This window comes from Dolomitihabitans soli, assembly GCF_022213955.1.
Taxonomy (GTDB): Bacteria; Actinomycetota; Actinomycetes; order Streptosporangiales; family Streptosporangiaceae; genus Streptosporangium_A; species Streptosporangium_A soli.
In genome coordinates this window covers 237147-258240 of record NZ_JAKNTW010000004.1, presented here as the reverse complement: position 1 = coordinate 258240, position 21094 = coordinate 237147, and the positions used below count along the sequence as shown (strand labels likewise).

Annotated in this window: 19 protein-coding genes; 7 read left to right on the top strand and 12 right to left on the bottom strand. The window is 72.3% G+C overall.

Annotated elements, in window-relative coordinates:
- Nucleotides 1-163 precede the first annotated feature (163 nt).
- Entirely contained in the window at nucleotides 164-4177 is a 4014-nt protein-coding gene (eccCa, locus tag MBA17_RS10560; protein WP_238496146.1) for a type VII secretion protein EccCa, read from the bottom strand.
- Between the two features lie 136 nt (nucleotides 4178-4313).
- Here eccCa and eccD point away from each other — a divergent pair, with 136 nt between their 5' ends.
- A complete protein-coding gene (gene eccD, locus MBA17_RS10555) occupies nucleotides 4314-5705 on the top strand; it encodes a type VII secretion integral membrane protein EccD (protein WP_238496145.1) in 1392 nt (463 codons plus the stop codon).
- A gap of 2 nt (nucleotides 5706-5707) precedes the next feature.
- On the opposite strand, the gene MBA17_RS10550 is transcribed toward eccD, so the two are convergent.
- Nucleotides 5708-6778: a WXG100 family type VII secretion target gene (locus MBA17_RS10550; RefSeq protein ID WP_238496144.1), complete on the bottom strand. Its 1071-nt coding sequence runs from the start codon at nucleotides 6776-6778 to the stop codon at nucleotides 5708-5710.
- The gene (locus MBA17_RS10545; protein WP_238496143.1) at nucleotides 6778-7086 is read right to left on the bottom strand and encodes a hypothetical protein; all 309 of its coding nucleotides are present in this window, start codon (nucleotides 7084-7086) and stop codon (nucleotides 6778-6780) included. The genes MBA17_RS10550 and MBA17_RS10545 overlap by 1 nt, the downstream gene beginning before the upstream one ends.
- Nucleotides 7087-7396: 310 nt before the next feature.
- Between MBA17_RS10545 and eccB the strand changes: the two genes are divergently transcribed.
- Nucleotides 7397-8821, top strand: a complete 1425-nt coding sequence (gene eccB, locus MBA17_RS10540) for a type VII secretion protein EccB (protein WP_238496142.1) — start codon at nucleotides 7397-7399, stop codon at nucleotides 8819-8821.
- A 78-nt stretch (nucleotides 8822-8899) separates the two neighbouring features.
- Nucleotides 8900-9688 (top strand): tetratricopeptide repeat protein, encoded by a 789-nt coding sequence (locus tag MBA17_RS10535; protein ID WP_238496141.1) that lies wholly within the window; start codon nucleotides 8900-8902, stop codon nucleotides 9686-9688.
- Between the two features lie 39 nt (nucleotides 9689-9727).
- On the opposite strand, the gene MBA17_RS10530 is transcribed toward MBA17_RS10535, so the two are convergent.
- The gene (locus tag MBA17_RS10530; protein WP_238496140.1) at nucleotides 9728-10078 is read right to left on the bottom strand and encodes a hypothetical protein; all 351 of its coding nucleotides are present in this window, start codon (nucleotides 10076-10078) and stop codon (nucleotides 9728-9730) included.
- A 132-nt stretch (nucleotides 10079-10210) separates the two neighbouring features.
- Here MBA17_RS10530 and MBA17_RS10525 point away from each other — a divergent pair, with 132 nt between their 5' ends.
- Nucleotides 10211-10816: an alpha/beta hydrolase family protein gene (locus tag MBA17_RS10525; RefSeq protein ID WP_238496139.1), complete on the top strand. Its 606-nt coding sequence runs from the start codon at nucleotides 10211-10213 to the stop codon at nucleotides 10814-10816.
- Between the two features lie 8 nt (nucleotides 10817-10824).
- Here the strand turns inward: MBA17_RS10525 and MBA17_RS10520 are convergent, their stop codons facing one another.
- Complete coding sequence (locus tag MBA17_RS10520) at nucleotides 10825-11022, bottom strand: DUF5999 family protein (protein WP_238496138.1); 198 nt, start codon at nucleotides 11020-11022, stop codon at nucleotides 10825-10827.
- A 286-nt stretch (nucleotides 11023-11308) separates the two neighbouring features.
- Nucleotides 11309-11869 (bottom strand): TetR/AcrR family transcriptional regulator C-terminal domain-containing protein, encoded by a 561-nt coding sequence (locus MBA17_RS10515; protein ID WP_238496136.1) that lies wholly within the window; start codon nucleotides 11867-11869, stop codon nucleotides 11309-11311.
- 139 nt (nucleotides 11870-12008) lie between these two features.
- Here MBA17_RS10515 and MBA17_RS10510 point away from each other — a divergent pair, with 139 nt between their 5' ends.
- Nucleotides 12009-12416, top strand: coding sequence for a hypothetical protein (locus tag MBA17_RS10510; RefSeq protein WP_238496135.1), 408 nt, complete (start codon nucleotides 12009-12011; stop codon nucleotides 12414-12416).
- Nucleotides 12417-12473: 57 nt separating this feature from the next.
- Here the strand turns inward: MBA17_RS10510 and MBA17_RS10505 are convergent, their stop codons facing one another.
- The 3 genes from MBA17_RS10505 to MBA17_RS10495 form a co-directional block, all read right to left on the bottom strand.
- Complete coding sequence (locus MBA17_RS10505; protein WP_238496134.1) at nucleotides 12474-13784, bottom strand: RNA polymerase sigma factor; 1311 nt, start codon at nucleotides 13782-13784, stop codon at nucleotides 12474-12476.
- Nucleotides 13785-13999: 215 nt separating this feature from the next.
- The gene (locus tag MBA17_RS10500) at nucleotides 14000-14314 is read right to left on the bottom strand and encodes a hypothetical protein (protein ID WP_238496133.1); all 315 of its coding nucleotides are present in this window, start codon (nucleotides 14312-14314) and stop codon (nucleotides 14000-14002) included.
- A 77-nt stretch (nucleotides 14315-14391) separates the two neighbouring features.
- Nucleotides 14392-15597 carry an AMP-binding protein gene (locus MBA17_RS10495; RefSeq protein WP_455432733.1) on the bottom strand — a complete coding sequence of 402 codons (1206 nt, stop codon included), beginning with the start codon at nucleotides 15595-15597 and terminating at the stop codon, nucleotides 14392-14394.
- A 451-nt stretch (nucleotides 15598-16048) separates the two neighbouring features.
- On the opposite strand from MBA17_RS10495, the gene menB reads away from it, so the two are divergent.
- Together menB and menD are read left to right on the top strand one after the other, a co-directional pair.
- Nucleotides 16049-16861 carry a 1,4-dihydroxy-2-naphthoyl-CoA synthase gene (gene menB, locus MBA17_RS10490; RefSeq protein ID WP_238496257.1) on the top strand — a complete coding sequence of 271 codons (813 nt, stop codon included), beginning with the start codon at nucleotides 16049-16051 and terminating at the stop codon, nucleotides 16859-16861.
- Nucleotides 16862-16882: 21 nt separating this feature from the next.
- Nucleotides 16883-18541, top strand: coding sequence for a 2-succinyl-5-enolpyruvyl-6-hydroxy-3-cyclohexene-1-carboxylic-acid synthase (menD, locus tag MBA17_RS10485; protein ID WP_238496132.1), 1659 nt, complete (start codon nucleotides 16883-16885; stop codon nucleotides 18539-18541).
- A gap of 98 nt (nucleotides 18542-18639) precedes the next feature.
- On the opposite strand, the gene MBA17_RS10480 is transcribed toward menD, so the two are convergent.
- The 3 genes from MBA17_RS10480 to MBA17_RS10470 all read right to left on the bottom strand — a co-directional run bounded on the left by MBA17_RS10480 (nucleotide 18640) and on the right by MBA17_RS10470 (nucleotide 21010).
- Nucleotides 18640-19428, bottom strand: a complete 789-nt coding sequence (locus MBA17_RS10480) for an inositol monophosphatase family protein (protein WP_238496131.1) — start codon at nucleotides 19426-19428, stop codon at nucleotides 18640-18642.
- Between the two features lie 161 nt (nucleotides 19429-19589).
- Complete coding sequence (locus MBA17_RS10475; protein ID WP_238496130.1) at nucleotides 19590-20327, bottom strand: ABC transporter permease; 738 nt, start codon at nucleotides 20325-20327, stop codon at nucleotides 19590-19592.
- Nucleotides 20324-21010, bottom strand: coding sequence for an ABC transporter ATP-binding protein (locus MBA17_RS10470; RefSeq protein ID WP_238496129.1), 687 nt, complete (start codon nucleotides 21008-21010; stop codon nucleotides 20324-20326). Before MBA17_RS10470 ends, MBA17_RS10475 begins: the two co-directional genes overlap by 4 nt.
- Nucleotides 21011-21094 lie beyond the last annotated feature (84 nt).

The window sequence follows — 21094 nt, the reverse complement described above, 5'->3', positions numbered from 1 at the left end:
CGGGCGGCCGGAGTCCGTCCAGGTCATCCGCCGGCGGCTGTGAACAGCGACTTCCGGAAACCCTGCCCGCCCGTTCGTGTCCGGCGGGCGGACTCAGCCGGCCGGACTCAGCTGGCCGGGGTCAGGTGCCAGAGGTCAGGTGGCCGGGCTCAGGTGGCGGGTGTCAGGCGGCGGGCGGCCGGTCCGAGGGTGCGAGGTAGGCCGACTGGATCAGCCGGGCCCCCGAGCGCCGGTCGACGTGGTATCCCCGGCCGGTGGGCAGGGACTGGGGGCGGACGTTGCCGAAGAGCTGGCCTTCGTCCCTGGAGCCGGACATCATCAGCGCGGGGCTCGCCATCTCCTTCAGCCGCCGCACCACCGGGTCCATCATGGCCCGCCCCGCGCCGCCCATCGTCCGCCCGAGGACCAGGTGCAGCCCGATGTCGCGCGCCTGCGGGAGCAGGTCGCCGAGCGGCGCCAGCGGGTTGGCGGAGGTGGCCACCAGGTCGTAGTCGTCCACGACGATGTAGAGGTCCTGGCCGGTCCACCAGCTACGCGAGCGCAGCTGCTCCGAGGTCAGGTTCGCGGGCGGCAGCCGGGTCATCAGCACCTCGCGCAGGCTGTTCACCAGGGCGGCGGCGGCCGTGCTCGACGCGGCGTAGCCGATGCGGTGCTCGGTGTCGGCGGTGTCCAGCAGCGAGCGCCGGTAGTCGATGACGACCATCCGCGCCTCGCCGGGCGTGTGCCTGGCCACGATGCTCTCCGCGATCACCCGCAGCAGGTTGGACTTGCCGCTCTCGTTGTCGCCGAAGACCACGAAGTGCGGGTCGGCGTCGAAATCGAGCAGGACGGGAGCCAGGGCGGCCTCGTCGATGCCGATGGGGATCTTCGGCCCGGTCTCCGCCGGTCCGGGAAGCGTGTGGAAGGGCAGCAGGCCGGGCAGCAGCCGTACGGGAGGGGCGGCGGGCCCCTGCCACGCCTCGGCCATGGCGGCGGCGAGTTCGCGCACCCCCGCGGCCAGGTCCTCGACCGCCTGCCGGCCGTCCACCCGGGGCAGCGCCGCGAGGAAGTGCATGCCCTCGCGGGTCAGCCCCCGCCCGGGCGCCCCCTCGGGCACGTTCGCCGCGATCTTGCGGTTGATCTCCGACTCGAACGGGTCGCCGAGCTTCAACTCCAGCCGGGTCGCGAACAGGTCCCGTACGGCGGAGCGGAACTCGGTCCACTTGTTGCCCGTCGCGACCAGGTGGATCCCGTACCCGAGGCCGCGGGCGGCCAGGTCGGTGACGGCCGGTTCGAGCGCGTCGAACTCCTGCCTGAGCGTGGACCAGCCGTCGATGACGAGGAACACGTCGCCCCACTCGTCGTCGGGGAGTTCGCCCCGCGCCCGCATCCGCCGGTAGGTCGCGACCGAGTCGATGCCCCGCTCGACGAACATCCGCTCGCGCCGTTCCAGCAGCCCGGTCACCTCCGCCACCGTGCGCCGGACCCGGTCGCCGTCCAGCCGGGAGGCGACCCCGCCGACGTGCGGCAGCCCGGCCAGCGAGGACAGGGTGCCGCCGCCGAAGTCCAGGCAGTAGAACTGGACCTCGCGCGGCGTGTGGGTGAGCGCGAGGGAGACGATCAGGGTGCGCAGCAGCGTGCTCTTGCCGGTCTGCGGCGCGCCGACCAGCGCCGCGTTGCCGGCCGCGCCGGACAGGTCCAGCCAGTACGGGTCGCGCCGCTGGTCGAAGGGCCGGTCCACGATGCCCGCCACCGCGTGCAGCCGTCCGGGCCGGTCCTGGGAGGTGCCCGCCGCGGTGAGCCCGTGGGTGGCGGTTCGCTCCAGTTCGGGGAGGAGCTGGTCCAGGGTGGCGGGCTCGGCCAGCGGCGGCAGCCAGATCCGGTGCGCGGCCGGGCCCTTGCCGGTGAGCCTGCGCACGACGATGTCCAGCAGCGTCTCCTGCGGCGCGGGTTCCGCCGCGCCGGGCGCGGCCGGGCCGGGGTCGGCGAGCGCGGGCAGCGGCACCCGCTCCGCGCCGTACCAGACGATCTTGCCCTGGTGTCCCCGGTGCCGCGGCGCGGCCTGTTCCTGCCTGACCGGCTGGTACCGCCCGGAGACGTAGGCGGCCTTGAACCTGGTCATCCCGGTCGTCTCGAACATCAGGTAGCCGTTGCCCGGTTCCGAGGGCAGCGAGTACGCGTCGGCGACCCCGAGCACGGCCCGGCTCTCCATCGCCGAGAACGTGCGGAGCCCGATCCGGTAGGACAGATGGGTGTCCAGGCCGCGCAGCCGCCCCTGCTCAAGGCGCTGCGAGGCCAGCAGCAGGTGCACGCCGAGCGAGCGGCCCAGCCGTCCGATCATCACGAACAGCTCGGCGAACTCGGGCTTGGCCGACAGCAGCTCGCTGAACTCGTCGAGTACCAGGAACAGCGTCGAGATCGGCACCAGCGGCGTCCCCTGCTCGCGCGCGTGCTCGTAGTCCCTGACCGACGCGTAGTTGCCCGCCGAGCGCAGCAGTTCCTGGCGGCGCACCATCTCCCCGTGCAGCGCGTCGTACATCCGGTCGACGAGCGGCAGCTCGTCCTCCAGGTTGGTGATCACCGCGGAGACGTGCGGGAGCGTGTCCAGGCCGAGGAAGGTCGCGCCGCCCTTGAAGTCGACCAGGACGAAGTTCAGCACCTCGGAGGAGTGGGTGACGGCCAGGGCCAGCACCAGTGTGCGCAGCAGCTCGCTCTTGCCGGATCCGGTCGCGCCGATGACCAGCCCGTGCGGCCCCATGCCGCCCTGGGCCGCCTCCTTGATGTCCAGCTCGACCGGACGGCCGTCGCCGCCCACCCCGATGGGCACCCGCAGCCGGTTGCGCGCCGGGCGCTGCTGCCAGGTCACCGACGGTTCGAGCCCGCGGGCGTCGCCGAGCCGCAGCAGGTCGGTCAGCGTCATGTCCGCCGCCAGCGCGTCCTCGGTGGCCTCGGTCTCGCCGCCGGACACGCCGGTCCGCAGCGGCGCGAGCTGCCTGGCCAGCGCGCGGGCGCAGGTGACGTCGAACCTGTCGGGCCGTCCCAGCGGGGTGCCGACCGGCTTGCCCATCTCGTCCTCGCGGATCCGCGCGACCAGCTCCGCCGTGACCTCCAGCCGCAACGTGACCTGGGCGGGGACGGCGTCGGTGACCTCCCCCGACAGGTCGATGACCGTCACGCCCTCGATGGGGTCGGTGCTGAGCTGCGCCCCCGCCGTCACGCTCCCGCCGTCGAGGATCACCACGTGGTACGGCAACGCCTCGGCCGACATCCCCCGGCTGAACCGCGGCCGGTCCTTCAGCTCGCCGCCCAGCAACTCGTCCAGCTCGCCCAGGCTCCGCGTGATCAGGCGTACGGCTCCCGCCCCGTCCTGCTCGGCGGGGTGCAGCGCGTGCGGGAGCCACTTGACCCAGTCCCAGTCGGCGATCCGCTCCGGCGACGCGCACACGGAGATCCGCAGTTCGTCGGGGGAGTGCAGGGACACCAGCTGCGCGATCACGGATCGGACCAGGTCGCGGACCGGCTCCGGCTCGCCCGTCGGGACGATCCTGGCGAAGGAGTGCAGGGCCAGCGCCACCGGCAGGTCGGGGACCGTGCCGTGGGTCCGCACGAAGCGCCGCAGCGCCCCGGCCGACATCGGATCGAGGTCCTCGACCGGTTTGCTCTCCGGCGGGACCAGCGTGATGGCCAGGCGCTGCGCCGAGGTGCCGATCCGGACCACGCAGAAGTCCTCGTCCCGGGGCCTGCGCTCCCACAGCCGCGAGCTCATCACCACCGACCACAGGGTGGCCGGGTCGGGATGGTTCCAGGTCATCGCCTCGCGCTGGCGCACGGCGGCCTTGCGCACGCGCCGCCGTACCTGGGTGAGGTAACGGAAGTAGTCGCGGCGCTGCCCGTTGATCCGCCCCTTGCGCTCGCCCGACTGCCTGGCCACCTGGCCGAGCGACATGCCGACCATGGAGACGGCGAACAGCCCGCTGGCGACCAGCATCAGCGGGTTGGTGCGCCCGCCCGCGGTGAACATCAGGCCCATCGCGCCCGCGCCCGCGAGCATCGGCAGGTAGGTCAGCATCTGGGTGAGGCCGCCGCCCGGGATCGTCTCGGGGATCTCCGGCGGCGATTCGAGGATCACCTCGCCGGTCGGCGGCTCCGGCGCCGGGCGGCGTTCCGGCCGCCGGACGATGATCGTGCTGTTGCTCATCCCGCCCCACCGACAGTCCGCCCCGTTTACCGGCAAGCCAATCGCATCGGACCCCCAATTGCCTGATATTTCGAAGTATCTAGATGCATAGAGGCCTTTTGCCGATATGCGGGGAGTTGTCAATAAACTCTGGCGGGTGAACCTGACTGGAACCGACCTGTGCCGGGTAACGGTCGTCACTCCGCGCCGCAACCTGGACGTCGGGCTGCCCGCCGACCTGCCCATCGCCGACATGCTGCCCACACTGCTGCGGGTGGCGGGCGGCGGCCTGGCCGACGCCGGGCTCGCCCACGGCGGATGGGTCCTCCAGCGCCTCGGCGAGCCGCCGTTCGAGCTGGCCGCCACCCTGTCGGACCTGGAGGTGCGCGACGGGGACGTGCTCCACCTGCGCCCGCGCGGTCACGAACTGCCCCAGGTGGCCTTCGACGACGTGGCCGACGCCGTCGCCACCGGTATCAAGGAGCGCACCGACCGCTGGGCCCCCCGCCGCACCAGGACCTTCGCCCTGGCGGCGGGTACGGCGCTGCTCGGCGTCGCGGCGCTCGCCCTGCTGGCGGCCGGCCCGCCGTGGACCCTGCCCGCGATCGAGGCCGCCGTGGCGGCGGTGCTGCTGCTCATGGGCGGCACGGCGCTGTCCAGGGCCGCCGGGGACGCGGGAGCGGGCGCCGTACTCGGATTCGCGTCCCTGCCGTTCGGCTTCATCGCCGGGCTGCTGCTGCCCGCGCCGCCGATCCCGCTGGCCGGGATGACGGCCGCGAACCTGCTGGCCGCCTTCGGGCTCACCATGATGCTCGCCACCACGGCCGGATTCGCCGTGGCCAAGGGCCTGCCCAGCTTCCTCGGCGCGGCCGTCGCCGCCTTCTTCGGGCTGCTGGGCTCGGCGGTCACCCTGTTCTTCGAGGTGCCGGCGGCGGGGATCGCCGCGGTGCTGGCCGCCCTCGCCGTGGGCCTGACGACCGTGACGCCCTCGTTGGCGTTCCGGCTGGCCGGCCTGCCGCTGCCCGCCCTGCCGACCAACGCCGAGGAACTGCGCGGCGAGGGCGGCGACCTCGACGGCCGCATGGTCCTGGACCGCACGGTGGTGGCCGACCGGTTCATCGGCGGCCTGCTGGGCGGGGTCGCCCTGGTCGCGCTCGGCGCCCAGGCCCTCCTGGTGACGACGGGCACCTGGGTGACGATCACCACCAGCCTCACCCTGTCGTGCGCGCTGCTGATGCGGGCCAGGGCGTTCGAGGGACGGGCCCAGCGGATGTGGCTGCTCGTCTCCGGGCTCGCCGGGATCTGCCTGCTCGCCGTGGCCGTGGCGGTGGGCGCGGGCTCCACCGCGGTCCTCGGCGTGGTCGTGCCGGGGCTGCTCGTGGTGGCCGTGCTGGTGGTCTGGATCTCGCTACGGCTCGTGACCCGCAAGCCCTCGCCGCTGTGGGGACGGCTCACCGACGTCGCCGACATCGTGCTCATGCTGGCCCTGATGCCGCTGGCGCTCGCCGTACTCGACGTCTACCAGGCGATTCGTGCCTTCGTGAGCTGATCTCAGTAGGGCTGGTATCCGCCGCCGTTGTTCAGCGAGTCGATGCCCGGGTGGCCGTTGAGGGAGCCGTAGCGGCTGAAGGTGTAGCGGACCCCGGCGATGATGTTGTCCACCGGGTTCCAGATGTTCCCGTGGCCGGGGAGCGCGTTGCCGTTGAACGTGGGGTCGATGGTCTGCATCAACCCCTTGGACGGGGTGCCCTTGGCGGCGTTGGAGTCCCACAGGTTGATCGCGTTGGGGTTGCCGCCGGACTCGTGGTGGATGATCGTCCAGATCTTCTCGATGTCCGCGGGGTTGTCCGGGCTCACCTGGTAGCCGTTGTCGCGCAGGATCGCGAGCGCCTGCTTGATCCACTCGACCACCTCGGCCTTCGGCGCGGGGATGTTTCCGCCCGGTGGCGGCCCGCTCGCGCCGTACCCGCCGAAACCGGTGGCGCCATCACTGGTCCCGCTTCCGCTCCCGTCGCCCGAGGCGGTCGTCACGTCCGGCATGGGCACCCACGAGCCGCCCCTCGCCGGGACGAACTCCTGCTCGCCGGGGAGACGCATCGCGGTGAACTTCGCGTTCAGGTCGCCGGCCGCCTGGTCGAGGCCGGACATCGCGGCCTGCAACCGCCCGTTCGCCGTCGTCTCGTACTGCCGGGCCAGCCCGAGCTCCTCGTTCACGATCGCCTCGATGCCGGGCCTGAGCTGGTCCTCGGTGAACTCCCCGGGCTGCCCGCGGTAGGCGTCGATCCGGGTCACGGCGCTGTCGCGGCGGCCGGTGACTCCGGCGACGGCCTCCTCCAGGGCCTTGGCGGCGGAGTCGAGCCGGTCGGCCGCGCCGGTCAGCGCGGTCTGGACGGCGTCACCGGACGTCCCGAAGGCCCGCATGTAGCCGACGAAGGCGTCGGCCGAATCGCCCGACCAGGTGCCGTTGACCTGCTTCACCGCCGCCATGACCTCGTTCGTCCCGCGCGAGCAGCCGGTCGCCGCCTCCCGCCAGCGGGTGGCGGTCGCACGGATGGCGCCGGGATCGCCGGTGACGTCGCCGAGCAGCTGATTCAGCGGCGCCACGTCCTCGGTGGTGCCCATCAGGCGCTCGTCGCACGCGTGGGCGTCGCCGCGTCCTCCGCGCCGCGCAGGCTCGCCGACACGGCCTCGACGGCTCGTGCGATGCCGCCGAGCAGGCTCTCCGCCGGGGCGAACTGCCCGGCGGCGGCCGTCTCGACCCCGCCGGTCGCCTTGGCGACGGCCTCGGAGGCGTCCAGCCGCCCGAAGATCGAGGCATCGCACGCGCCTGGCGTGAACCCGTCGCCGATCCCGCCGAAGACGCCGGTCTGGGCGGCGGCCACGCTGCCGCACTCCTCGAGCGCCCGGTAGTTCACCTCGAAACCCGCCACATGTCCCCCAGCAAAAGAGTTCGTCGAGACGATCCGACCATGTAGCCACCGAAGGAACCCGATATTTCGGCAAAAACGGAACCGTCAGCCGTCGTCCAACTCGGCGGCGGTCTCCGGCGGCTCGCGAAGCGGCGTGACCCACTCGAAGCCCTCATATCCCCGGGGCAGCGGGCCGCGCTCCGGCCGCCTGAACGGCACGGGCAGGTCCTCCGGCTTTTCGTCATATGAAAGCCGGAGAGCGTTCACGCTTCTAGAAACGTGAACGCGTTCGCCCTTCCCGCCTTCCGACCCGATAGCTTGCTGACGGCAAGTGTCCGCGGCGACGGGGGTGGGCGTGCAGAGCCGCCGTGATCTCTACCAGGCGTACCGTCTCACGATCCAGCGCGTCGGCCTGGCCCTGATGCAGAGCGAGCCCGACCGTTCGGAGTGGCCGCTGCGCCGGCAGAACATCGGGTTCCTCGCGGGCATCGCCGTCGCGGTCCTGATCGGCGTCGGCTTCGCGGTCTGGGGCCTGCTGCGCCCCGCGGGCGGCAAGTCGCTGGAGAACCCCGCCACGCTGATCGTCGAGCGCGAGACCGGCGCCCGCTACGTGTTCAGCCAGCAGGAGCGACGGCTGATCCCGGTGGCCAACTACGCCTCCGCGCGGCTGATCCTGGACTCCGCCGTCATCACCGAGCAGGTGGTCGCCCGCGAGGCCCTGCAGAAGTACGAGCGCGGGCACGCGGTGGGCATCGCGGGCGCCCCCGACTCGCTGCCCGCCTCCGGCCTGCTCGTACGCGGGCCGTGGCCGGTCTGCGTCCGCCAGGGGGAGGACGAGGCGGGCGGGCGCAAGCCGTACGTGACGCTGATGGCCGGGACCGACGTGGGCGGGCGCCCGGTCGGCGACGACAGCGCGCTCATCGTGGACGTCGGCGGCCAGGCCTGGGTGATCTGGCGCGACACCCGGATGCGGGTCACCTCGCCCGGTGTCCGCAGCCTCACCCCCGACGAGCCCGGCGCCGTGCCCGTGGACTGGCTCAACGCCCTGCCGGAAGGCTCCGACTTCGCCGCGCCGGCCATCCCGGGACGGGGTCGTCCCGCCACCGGCCCCGGAGGCGACGCCGCCGCCGTCGGGCAACTGTTCCGGGTCGCCCCGGTGGCGGGGAGCGGCCCCCGCTGGTACGTGCTGCTCGCCGACGGGCTGGCCCCGATCAGCCACACCCAGGCCGTGCTGCTGGCGAACGCGCCGGAGAGCAAGGCCGCGTACGGCGGGGGCGCGGTGGTCGAGATCGACCTCGACGCCGCCACCGCCAACGCCGCGCCGCAGTCGCGTGCCCGCCTGCCGGGCGGGGACCTGCCGAAGTCGATGCCGAAGATGATGGCCTACGACGCGGCGAGCCCGCTCTGCGCGGTCTACTCCAGCGCCGCGAAGGGGTCGGCGCGGGCCAGGCTCGTCGTCGGCGCCAAGGTGCCGGAACCGCGCAAGGACGCCTCCGACCTGCTCCGGCTGCCTCCCGGCCGGGCGATCCTCGCCGGGCTGCTCCCCGGCGACGGCCAGCTCGCCGCCGTCCAGACGTACTACCTGGTGACCGACCAGGGCCGCCGCTTCGCCATCCCCGACAAGGACCTGCTCCCCAAGCTCGGCTACAGCGTCAAGCAGGCGACTCCGGTGCCCGCCAACGTGCTGCAGCTCATCCCGCAGGGCCCGGCGCTGGACCCGGCGAAGGCCCGGCTCCCCGTCGTCCCGCCGAGCTGATCATGACTGTTGTGGGCATGTCGGGCGACGGGCGGGGCCGGAGTCGTTAGGCTCGGGGTGATCATCGATTGGAGCTTGATGACACCCCCCGAGCTGGAGACGCCCGCGCTCGACACCGCGCGCCGCCTGGCGGAGAGCGGTGACCTCGACGGCTCGGCCCGCATCCTCGCGGAGCTGGCCGCCGACCCCGGCCACCCCGACCACGCCCAGGCCGCCGTCGGCCTCGCGGTGGTGCTGCAGGAACTCGGCGACGCCGAGGGAGCCCGCGCGGCGGCCCGTACGGCACTGGCCACCGGGCACCCCGAGTTCGCCGCGCAGGCCGCCTGCCACCTGGCCGGCGGCTTCGAGCGTGACGGGCTCACCGAGCAGGCGAGGGCCGCCTGGCAGGCGGTCATCGGCCTGGCCCGGGCCGACTACCTGCCGGTGGCGCACCTGGCCCTGGCCCGGCTGGCCGGCGACCCGGCGGAGGCCGAGCGGGCGTTGCGCGAGACCATCGCGACCGGCGACCCCGACTTCGGCTCACGGGCCGCCCAGTGGCTCGCGGAACGGCTGCTTGAGGACGGCGAGCCCGGCGAGGCGGCCGAGGTGCTGCTGCACGCGCTGCGCACCCCCGGCATCGAGGACGCGGCCCGGCTCCGTGTCCTGCTCGGCCTCGCCCACCTGGAGCTGGCCTGCGCGGAGTTCGCCGAGGCGGTGGAGGAGAGCCCCGAACCGGAGACGGGCGCGCTGGCGATCGAACTGCTCGCCCGCACCCTCCCGTTGCGGGGACGCGAGGAGGACGCCGAGCGAGTGTGGGCCTACGGGCTGGAGCACGACGACCTCGACCTCGCGGCCGAGGTCCGCCTGCGGCACGCCCGGGAGCTCTAGGGCGCACCGGGCCGATGGCGTCCGTGTACGACGGGGAGGTCAGCGGCGGCGGTTGATCGCCGCGGCGAAGTTGATCAGTACGATGCCGGTCCAGGACACCAGCAGGCCGATGGTCCCGGAGGTCCCCGCGGCGATCCCGGTGAGCGGGATGCCGAGGCCCATCGAGATCAGTGCCGTCCACAGGGCTTCGTTGCCGCTCTTGGCAGGCGGGGGAGGCGGGGGGGACGGGCCCAGCCGCGCGTTCACCTCGGAGTGGACCCGCGCCGCGATGGCGGCGTCGACCTTGTCGACGAACGACTCGACGAGCGCGGACTCATACTCGGGACCGAGTTCCCTGGCGGCCTCGACGGTCGCGCGCAACTCATCACGTGGCAGGTAGTTTTCCGGCACGATGCCAACCTAGACAACCCGGCGGCGGAATCTCATCGTCCGAACGGACGGATGTCATGTCGTGCTCAGGGATGACGTCTCACTGGGCGGGCCGCCGCCGTTCCGGCCGGTGACCCGGCTACGTTGAACGGCATGCGGATCACCACGGCGCAGGGACCGGGAACGGTCGTAGTCGAAGAGGCGGCACGGGCACGGATGGTGCTGGTGCTCACCCACGGGTCCGCCGGGGGAGTCGATGCGCCCGATCTCCTCGCGGTGCGGGACGCCGCGCTCGACGCCGGGGTCACGGTCGCGCGGGTGACGCAGCCGTTCCGGCTGGCGGGCCGCCGGGCGCCGGGGGCCGCCGCGCGGCAGGACGAGGCCTGGGTCCTCATGGTCGGCAGGCTGATGCGCAAGCTCGGCGCGCGCTACGCGGGGCTGCCGCTGGTGCAGGGCGGGCGAAGCAACGGCGCACGGGTGGCCTGCCGTACGGCGGGGGCGGTGGGGGCGGCGGGGGTGGTCGCGCTGGCCTTCCCGCTCCACCCGCCGGGCAGGCCGGAACGCTCCCGAGCCGACGAGCTGAGAGGCGCGGGAGTAGACGTCCTGGTGGTGAACGGCGATCGTGACCCGTTCGGGGTGCCGGACGAGGCCGATGCCGCCCCGCTGGTCGTGCTACCGGGTGAGGGTCACGATCTCAAGAAGAACCCCGCCCGGGTGGGAGAGGTGGTGGCCGAGTGGCTGCTCGGCCGGATGGCCTAGAGGGAACCTCAGGCCGCGCCGAGCAGCGGGAGCGGCCGGTGCGGGTCGATGACAACGCCGCTCGGCAGGAGCTCGCCGGTGTCCTCGAACAGCACCACGCCATTGCAGAGCAGGCTCCATCCCTGCTCGGGGTGGGCTGCGACGGTGCGGGCGGCTTCGTGGTCATGCGCGTCCGCGGACGGACAGCACGGGTCGTGCGGGCACATCGGTAGTGCCTCCGGATCTCTCGTGGTCGGCTCGTCGGGACGTTTGGGTCCCTCTCCCTCTGTGACGACGGGCGAGCAGCTGGGGTTGACGTGTGGCGAACCACACATTGACAGAACAAGTGTGCGGTGCAATCACTTCCCGGGGACATAGTCCGTTAGGACGGTTCCCACCTAGCGGATGGGTGGTCCACCAGGAAACGGTTCTGTGACCTATCACACAGGGTGCCCTATGGATAATAACGGTCCAAGCGCGACACGCTGCCAGATCGGTAAAATTCGCTTTGCCTTAACCGGCAAGCCCTTTGAGCAGGGCGGACAATCCCTGCTCGAAGGCCGTGTCGCCATCGGGATCCCGAGCCGCCGGCTGGGCCTTCGGGTCCGCCCACTCGGTGTGCTGCAGTTCCACGGCCACGCTGCCGAAGACGTAGGCGCGCATCGCGCGCACGCCTGCCGGCGGGTCGCCCAGCCCCGCCTCGCGCAACTGCTCGGTCTGCTCCCTGATCGCCGCCGCGGCGCTGCCCCGCGGCGGCTTGGTCATCGCCAGCGCGAGCACCCCGGGATGGGCCAGCAGCGCCGTACGGCTCGCATGGCACCACGCCCGGGCCAGGTCCTGCCACGAGGAGGGGGCGGTCTCGACGTTCACCGTGGTGACGTGCTGGGCCAGCGCGTCGAGCAGGGCCTCCTTGCCGCCGGGCACGTGGTGGTAGATGGCCATCGCCTCCACCTGCAGCGCGTCGCCGAGCCGGCGCATGGTCAGGCGCCGCAGGCCCTGGGCGTCGGCGATGTCGAGCGCGGCGTCGATGATCCGCTCGCGGGAGAGCGGGATGGGTGGTCGCTTGGCGGGCATGGGGATCATCCTGCCAACGGAGCCTTACTGTGTAAAGGGCGCCGCGCGCAGACTGTACGGCCAGGCACTGTAGGGTTTCCCTGACAAGCGTGAGAGATCGCCGGGTCCGCCCCGGCGAAGGCCCGAGGAGGGGCAGGCGATGGCGTTCTTCCGACCGCGTGTGAGCCGGGAGGCGGAGGTCCGTTACCACGCCGACCAGGAGGTCGGCAGGACATTTCCGCAGCTGCTCGAGAAGGCTCGTGCGGCCGAGCATGCGTACCGTGAGGTGGCCGGCGCCGTCGAGCTGCCGACCGAGCGGCTGCGCGCCGCGGGCCTGGAGTTCGACCGCACGCTGACCGAGGCGCTCCGGGCCGCCGAGGCGAGCCGTCGGGCCACCTTCGGGGTGAAGGCGTACGACGACCGCATCGCGCGCCGCAAGGGCCGTGCGACCCCCGAGGGGGCGAGGTGGACCGCCGAGGTCGACCGCCTCCGCACGTTGCGCGAGGAGCACCGCATCACCGGTATCGCGCGCCTCCCGCGTCCCGTTCCCAGCACGGTCAAATCCTGATCCGAGCGTACGGAAGCCCGGCACCGCACGCGGTGCCGGGCTTCTTCGCTACCGGGGTCAGCTCGCCCAGTCGAGCAACGGGCGGGTGTTGCTGGGGTGCCGCAGCTTGGACAGCGACTCCTTCTCCAGCTGCCGGATCCGCTCGCGGGTGAGGCCGAGGTACTTGCCGATCTCGTCGAGCGTGTGCGGCTTGCCGTCCACCAGGCCGAAGCGCAGGGCCACGATGCGGGCCTCACGCGGGCTCAGGTTGCCGAGGACGCCGCGTAGCTGGTCGGCCAGGAGCTGACGGTCGACGATCTCGGACGCCTCCGGTGAGTCGACGTCCTGGATCAGGTCTCCGATGGTGGTCTCACCGTCGTCGCCGATGGTGGCGTTCAGGCTGATCGGCTGGCGGCTGGTGCGCAGCAGCTCCTCGATCTGGTCGGGGCTCTTGTCCAGCTCGACCGCCAGCTCCTCGGGCGTGGGCTCCCTGCCCAGGCGCTGGTGCATGTCGCGCTCGATCCGCGAGAGCTTGGACAGCAGTTCCAGAACGTGCACGGGCAGCCGGATGGTGCGGGCGGAGTCGGCGAAGCCGCGCTGGATGGCCTGCCTGATCCACCACATGGCGTAGGTCGAGAACTTGTAGCCCTTGGTGTAGTCGAACTTCTCCACCGCGCGGATCAGGCCGAGGTTGCCCTCCTGCACGACGTCGAGCAGCGCCATCCCGCGGTCGGTGTACTTCTTGGCCACCGACACCACCAGGCGCAGGTTCGCCTCCAGCATGTGGTCCTTGGCCCGCTTGCCGTCCTGCACCACCCACTCCAGCTCGGTGCGCGTGGTCTCGGGCAGCTGGGTCTCGCTGTCGAGCTTGTGCTCCGCGTAGAGCCCGGCCTCGATCCGCTGCGCCAGCTCGACCTCCTGGGCCGCGGTGAGGAGCGTGCGGCGGCCGATGGACTTGAGGTAGGTGTGCACGGAGTCGCCCATGACGGAGGACTGGTCGTCCAGGTCCATGGTGGAGGACTCGCGCTCGGGCTCACGCTCGGGCTCCTCGGTGTCGGACCACTCGTCGTGCTGGTCCGTCACGTCCTTCGCAGGTTCGGCCGACTTCTTCTCGGCGGCCTTGGACCTGCGGCTCGCCACCTTGGTCCTGGGCTTCTTGACAGCTGACTTCGCGCTCAGTGCGGGCTCCTCGTCGGCGCCGAGGCTCACCCCGGCCTCGGTCAGGTCGCGCAGTATCGAACGACCCTCCGCCGGGCTGATCTCCGCTGACGCGAACGCATGACGAAGCTCGTCGAGAGAAAGGTGACCCTGTGCTCGCCCTCGGTCGAGCAGCTGGTCGAGTGACGTCGGGCTGACCTCGGGCGGGGTCGCCACGGCGGTTCGCGACATGAGGGCACCTCCTCCTCAGGGGGAGTCATCTGTCAAGGCGGGTTTTCGGGTGGGGCGGCCAGGGAGCCGCTCGGCGCACCAGTATCAATAACGCCGCAGAGCGCAGTAAATTCCCATCCGGCTGTCCATATTGCGGTCGGCCCCCGGGATGGCCTGACATGGCTAGGGCGGGCCACCTGTCCGGGCGGCCCGCCCTGCCGGCTGTGTGCGGGCCCCTAGTCGGATTTCTTCGAGAACGTCACCGCGGGCATCGGCATCGGCTCCGCCTCTTCGAGCCGGTCGGGCGTCCAGTGCTCACCGACCTTCCCAGGCTTCGGGTTGATCTTCTCCGACACCACGTAGTCCTCGGGGGTGGGCGTCGTCTTCGGCTCGGCGGGCGAGTCCTCGGGGCCTGGCGTCACCACGGTCCTGGTCTCCTGACTGACCGTGTCGAGCCGCCCCGAGGAGGCGGCGGCGGCGACGGTGAAGCCGCCGACGAGGACCACGCCCACGACTCCGGCGGAGATCCACATCTTGCGGTTCGGGTTCATTCAGGCTTCCTTCCTCAGTCCGGCTTCTCTTATAGACGTCACCGGAGGGCGAGTGGTTCCGTTTTGCAGGATTCTGGTTACATGTGACTAGTCATTCGCAGGGCTGCCAGATCGGGTTTTCCGTTGGGCAGCAGAGGCAGTTCGGGTAGCAGTACCAACTCCTTCGGCGCGGCGTGCGCGGGCAGGTCCTGTCGGCAGAAGTCACGCAGGGTGCCCAGGTCGGGTGGGCCGGCCGGGTCGGCGGGCACCACCACGGCGACGACCCGCTCACCCCACTCGGGATCGGGCCTGCCGACCACCACCGCGTCCGCGACTCCGGGGTGGCGGGCCAGCACGGCGGCGGTCAGCGCCGCGACGACCTTCTCCCCGCCGGTGTTGATCACGTCGTCGGAGCGGCCGAGCACCCGCAGCCTGCCGGCGGACACCTCGCCCAGGTCGGAGGTCAGGAACCAGTCGCCGTCGCGGGCGGCCGCCGTCAGATCGGGCCGCAGCCGGTAGCCGGAGAACAGGACGGGCCCGGCGAGCCGGATCCGCCCGTCGTCGCCGACTTTGAAATCTACATTGTAAAGGGGCCGGCCGTCGTAAACGCAGCCCCCGCACGTCTCGCTCATGCCGTACGTGGTGACGATCCGGCCGCCCGCGGTCCTCGCCTCGGTGAGCAGCCCGGCGGGGGCCGCCGCCCCGCCCAGCACGATCGTGCGGAAGACGGACAGATCCGCGCCGAGGTCGAGCAGACGGCGAAGCTGCGTGGGGACCATCGAGACGTGCTCCGCGCCGGAGGCGAGCACCGCCCCGGCGGAGAAACCCGGATGGATGATCGGCTCGGTGCCGGCGAGCATGGCGCGTACCAGCACCTGCAGGCCTGAGACGTGGTCGGGAGGCAGGCAGCACAGCCATCGCTCGCCGGGTCGCGCGCCCACCCGGTCCAGGGACGCCTGCGCCGAGGCCCGCAGCGCGGCGGCCGTGAGCTGCACCCCCTTGGGCGTGCCCGTCGAGCCGCTGGTGGCGATGACGACCGCGACCTCGGCCGGCACCGGCACGCCGTCCTCGCGCCGCCGTACGCCCTGGGGCGTGACCACGTGTGCGGGCCGCAGCGCCGTGAGCGCGGCGGACAGCGCCGCGGCCGGGAGCGCGGGGGAGAGGGGGAGCACGGCCGGGCCGTCACCGTCGAGGGCGGTGCGCAGGGCCGTGAACAGGGCCGGGCCCGGCGGCAGGATCAGCGCGTGCAACTCCCGGTCCCCGGCCGGGGACCGGGGCTCCGCGCGCACAGGTCTGACTGCCACGGACGTAAGGTTAGTGCCGATCGCCTGATCGCGTGATTCGCCGCCGGTCGTCCGCACGCCGTGTCGGGCCCGGTGCCGAGCGGCCCGGTGACGGACGCGCAGGGTCAAGAGGGCGGTCCGATCCCCTCGATGCCGCCGATGAAGGACATGGGGCGACTTCGACGTCCGAGCGATTGCCCCGCGATAGCCCATGGGGCGCGCGCGAGCCGGGACGGGCGAGGCCGTAGATTACAGGGCGAGCCTGCTCCGCCGATGCGATGCTCATGCGGACCAGGGGATATGCCAGAGTATGTGCGGCCCGCTCTCGGGAGGGCCGTACGATTCGGGATTACGCAAGACGGCTGATCAGTCTTGTGCCGACATGCCGGACAACCACCGAGGAGGGTGCTGTTCGGCGGGTGAGAGCCCTGGCGCGAGGGCTCCAGTGAGGGAGGGGACGGTCGTGAATACGATCGACTGGAAGCGGTCGGGCGAGTACGAGGACATCGTCTACGAGACCGCCGAGGGCATCGCGAAGGTCACGATCAACCGGCCGGAACGGCGCAACGCCTTCCGCCCGACCACGCTGTTCGAGCTGCAGGACGCGTTCAACCACGCGCGCGACGACGGCGAGGTCGGTGTCGTCATCCTCACCGGGGCCGGCACCGAGGCCTTCTGCTCCGGCGGCGACCAGAAGATCCGCGGCGATGACGGCTACATCGGCCCCGACGGCATCGGCCGGCTCAACGTCCTCGACCTCCAGGTGCAGATCCGGCGGCTGCCCAAGCCGGTCATCGCGATGGTCGCCGGTTACGCCGTCGGCGGCGGGCACGTGCTGCACGTCTGCTGCGACCTGACCGTCGCCGCCGACAACGCCCAGTTCGGCCAGACCGGTCCCAAGGTCGGCTCCTTCGACGGCGGCTACGGCGCGTGGCTGCTCGCCGAGACCGTGGGACTGAAGAAGGCCCGCGAGATCTGGTACCTGTGCCGCCTCTACGACGCGCAGGAGGCCCTGTCCATGGGCCTGGTCAACAAGGTCGTCCCGCTGCAGCGGCTGGAGGAGGAGACCGTCGAGTGGTGCAGGGAACTGCTCGACAAGTCGCCGCTGGCGCTGCGCATGCTCAAGGGCGCCATCAACGCGGTGAGCGACGGCGCCGCCGGGATGCAGCAGTTCGCCGGCGACGCCACGCTGCTCTACTACATGAGCGAGGAGGCACAGGAGGGCCGCGACGCGTTCAAGGAGAAGCGCAAGCCTGACTTCACCCGGTTCCCCCGCCGCCCCTGACCACCGCAAGGAGCCCACGCCGTGAATCCCGCAACCGCACTGGCGACCGTGCTCGTCGATGAGATGGTGCGTTGTGGCCTCAGCGACGTGGTGCTCGCCCCCGGCTCCCGCTCGGCGCCGCTCGCCATGGCGATCCACGCCGAGTCGCGGCTGCGCCTGCATGTGCGGATCGACGAGCGGTCAGCGTCCTTCCTGGCTCTCGGCCTGGCCCGCCGCGGTGAGCGTCCGGTGGCGCTCGTCTGCACGTCGGGCACGGCCGCGGCCAACTTCCACCCGGCGGTCATCGAGGCGCACGAGTCGGGCGTCCCGCTGCTCGTGCTCACCGCCGACCGGCCGCCCGAACTGCGCGGCACCGGCGCCAACCAGACGGTCGACCAGGTCAAACTGTACGGCGAGGCGGTCCGCTGGTTCACCGAGGTGGGCGTCCCGGAGGAGCGGCCCGGGCAGGTGGCCTACTGGCGCTCCCTCGCCTGCCGCGCCTACCAGCGCGCGCTCGGCCCGACCGATCCCGGCCCCGTGCACCTCAACCTGGCCTTCCGCGAGCCGCTGATCCCGGACGGCGACACCACCTGGTGCGAGCCGCTCGACGGCGACGCCGCAGGGGCGTGGGTGCGCGCCCGGGTGGCGCCCCCGCCGGTCGCGCTCCACATCCCGCCGACCCGGCGCGGCGTGCTCGTCGTCGGCGACGGCGCGGCCAACGTGCGGCGCTACGTCGCGGCGGCCGGCATGGCGGGCTGGCCGGTGCTGTCCGAGCCCAGCGGCGGAGCCCGTTACGGCGACCACACGATCTCCGCCTATCACTTCCTGCTGGGCACCCCCGAGTTCGCCGACGCGCACCGGCCCGAGGTGGTGGTCACCCTCGGCCGGCCGGGTCTGTCCCGGCCGCTGATGTCGTGGCTGCAGCGGGCCGATGAGCACATCGTGGTGGCGCCCGACATGACCCGCTGGCCCGACCCGACCCGCTCGGCCACCCAGGTGACGCAGGCGGCGGAGATCGCGGTGGCCGCCGGCGACGACGCCTGGCTGCACTCCTGGCGGCACGCCGATCTGGCCGCCCGGGTCGCGGTCGACGGGATCCTCGACGCCTCGGGGCTGAGCGAGCCGCGTATCGCCCGTGACCTCGTCGACGTGCTGCCCAACGGTTCGCTGCTGTTCTGCGGCTCCTCCATGCCGATCCGCGACCTCGACCAGACGATGCGGCCCCGGCGCGGGCTGCGGGTGCTCGCCAACCGGGGCGCCTCCGGAATCGACGGGACCGTGTCCAGCGCGATGGGCGCCGCCCTGGCCCACAACGGCCCCTCCTACGCCTTGATCGGCGACCTGTCCTTCCTGCACGACCAGAACGGCCTGATCACCGGACCCCGCGAGCCGCGCCCCGACCTGTGCCTGGTCGTGGTGAACAACGACGGTGGCGGGATCTTCTCGCTGCTGCCCCAGGCGGCGCTCCGCGACCCCTTCGAACGGGTCTTCGGCACCGCCCACGGAGTCGACCTGGCCTACGTCGCCGCCGCGACCGGCACGCCGTACACCCAGGTCACCGATCCCGACCAGCTCTCCAAGGCGATGCGGGGCGAGGGGCCGAGGATGATCGAGGTCCGCACCGACCGTGAACAGAACGCGATCCTGCACGCCGCCATGCGCGACGCCGCGCAGGACGCGATCCGCGCGGGCGCCGCGTAGGAAGGGGTGCGGCCGGAACACGGCTGAGGCAGGGCGCGGCTCGATGACACGACGATGGTTCGGGCCGGTGTCGAGTTCGGGGCGGCCCGCCTACGGGACTACTGGTTGCGGACGAGGTCCAGCAGCGCCGCGTGGGTCTCCTGGTCGGCCGCTGCGATGAGCCCGCCCGTGCCGGTCTGCGGCGGCCGGCCGTCGAGGCCGGTCACCACGCATCCGGCGGCCCGGCACAACGCGATCCCGGCGGCGAAGTGCACGCTGTCATGCAGCCGGCCGTCGGTGACGTAGCCGGCTCGCCGCCCGGCGGCCACCCAGGCCACCGCCAGGGTGGTGGAGACGACGCGCGGGCGGAACCGTTCAGCGAACCCCGGGTCGGCGAGCAGGGCGACGGCACGGAAAGCGGGCGAGTTCGGGAACGGCGGGTCGAGGTTGACGTCCACCAGCCGCGAATCCGGCGATGGCCTGAGCGGCTCGTCCACTCCGTCGCGGCGGACGCGGGCGTGCACGCCGTCGGTCCAGAACACCTCGTCGGCGAACGGATCGGCCGAGGCCGCCACCGTGACGTCCGGGCCCACGCGCAGGGCGACGTTCACCGCGACCAGCATGTTGCGCACGGCGTAGTTCAGCGTGCCGCACAGCGGGTCGACCAGCCACCTGCGCTCGGCCTCCGCCGGGCCCGTACACCCGCTCTCCTCGCCGGTCACGGCATCGCCGGGCCGGGCGGTGCGAACGACGTCCAGGATGACCCTCTCGGCTTCCAGATCGGCGGCCGTGGCGAAGTCACCACCCTGTTTCGCCACACGCACCGGCGACGCGCCGAACATGGCCCGCACGACGGCGGCTCCCGCCTGCGCCGCCGTACGGGCCAGTTCACCATCCGTGATCGACATGAAAGGCAGGGTAGTTCAGGCGGTCCGGGCCAGCCGAACAGGCCCGGAGCTCCCGCCGCGAGGGCAAGACGCGATCCTCCGGCGCCGGCGACGCGCAGGGTCATGAGGGCGACGGCCCGTCAACCCGTCGTGCTGGACGCGGTTCCGCTCGCGTCGGGCGATCAGGTGATGTCGCGGCGCAGGGTGAACAGGCGGGCGGCGAGCACGAGCGTGGTCACGTAGGCCGCGAACAGCAGGCCGCCGCCCCAGGCGGGCAACAGCGCGCCGCTCTCCAGGTGCATCCCGCCGACCGCGCGGGCGGCCCCCGTGGGCAGCCACCTGCCCACGTCGGGCAGCAGGCTGGACAGGAAGTAGTCGCCGTACATGAACCACAGCAGCGCCACTACGAGGGCGACCACCTGCTTACGGATCAGCGCGCCCAGCGCCACCCCGAACAACCCGTACAGCGTCGTGCTCGCCACCGCCCCGAGCAGGACCAGCGGCACCTGCGGGGTCATCATCGGGTGGCCGCGAAGGGCGAGCAGCGCGGCCCCGGCGGCCAGCGTCGCCAGCGCGGACACGACGGCGATGGCCAGCCCGACGAGCCCCGACGCGACCAGCTTGGCCGCCACCACCCGGCTCCGCGACGGGGTGACCAGGAACGCCCAGGTGATCGTCTGGTGGCGGTACTCCCCGGTCATGGCCAGCACGCCGAGCACGAGCGTGAACACGTAGGCCTGCTGCGCCATGTTGTAGACGTTCTCCACCCGGTGCTCCATCGGCATGGCGCTCTCCAGGTCCAGCAGGAACACCGGCAGGACGGCCCACAGCGCGCAGGTCAGCGGGGCGATCGCCGCGAGCACCCAGGTCGTGCGGCCGGCCCGGGCCTTGAGCAGTTCGGCGCGGATGAGACCGTTCATCGGGTGGCCTCCAGATAGAGATCTTCGAGGTTCGTGCCGGACGTCAGGGTGGCCTGCCGTACGAGGGCGCCGCGCGCGATGATGACCACCTGGTCGGCGATCTGCTGGATCTCGGTCAGCACGTGGGTGGAGACCAGTACGGCTCCGCCCTCGTGGGCGTAGGCGCGCAGGAAGCCGCGCAGCCAGTGGATGCCCGCGGGATCCAGGCCGTTGGCGGGCTCGTCGAGGATCAGCACCCCGGGGTCGCCGAGCAGGGCCGTGGCGAGGGCGAGCCGCTGACGCATGCCCAGGGAGTAGTGGCCGACCTTGCGGTCGGCGGCATCGGCGAGATCCACCAAATCCAGGACGTGGCCCACCCTGGCGTGGCCCAGGCCGGCGGCGGTGGCCAGGACGCGGAGGTGCGTCCGGGCGGTCAGCGCGGGGTGGAAGGCGGTCGCCTCCAGCACGGCGCCGACCTTGGTGATCGGCTTCTCCAACTCGGTGTAGGCCCTGCCGTCGATGGCCGCCGCGCCCTCGGTAGGTGTGACGAGCCCGAGGATCATTCGCAGCGTCGTGGTCTTCCCGGCGCCGTTGGGGCCGAGGAACGCGGTGATCGTGCCGGATTCGACGGTGAACGAGAGGTCGTCCACGGCGCGCACGTCGCCGTAGTCCTTGCTCAGGTGACTCGCGGTGATGGCTGACATGAGGGTGAGCCTGACTCAGGTCGCCCCGATGATTCACGCGTCCGGGGGTGGACGAACGCGACTCCACCCTGGGGCCGATGGTGT